The organism is Citrobacter sp. Ce129 (assembly GCF_030334545.1).
In the GTDB taxonomy this organism is placed as follows: domain Bacteria; phylum Pseudomonadota; class Gammaproteobacteria; order Enterobacterales; family Enterobacteriaceae; genus Citrobacter; species Citrobacter europaeus.
On record NZ_JAOWDS010000035.1, the window covers coordinates 1 to 224 of the forward strand.

Genomic DNA, 224 nt, shown 5'->3' on the forward strand with positions numbered 1-224 from the left:
AAACGCGCCGTCTCAGGCACCGGACGGTGCTGCATATAGTGACAGCAGTAGCACCACAGCTCGCGCAGCGCCTCTTTATCACCTACCGTCCACGTCAGCGCAAACCGCTCCCGGACACGGCTGGTTCCTGGCTGGCACACCGCACCGTGCAGCTGGTAACCCTGGTTGTAGCGTCCGGCTTCATAGGTGATTTCTCCGCGCACTTCATCCCAGTTAAACACCCG

The 224-nt window shown here is 60.7% G+C and carries 1 protein-coding gene; it reads right to left on the minus strand.

Annotated features, from left to right (window positions below):
• The coding region (locus tag OGV77_RS00850) for a DUF6708 domain-containing protein (RefSeq protein ID WP_353655756.1) at positions 1 to 224 on the minus strand (224 nt) is incomplete at both ends.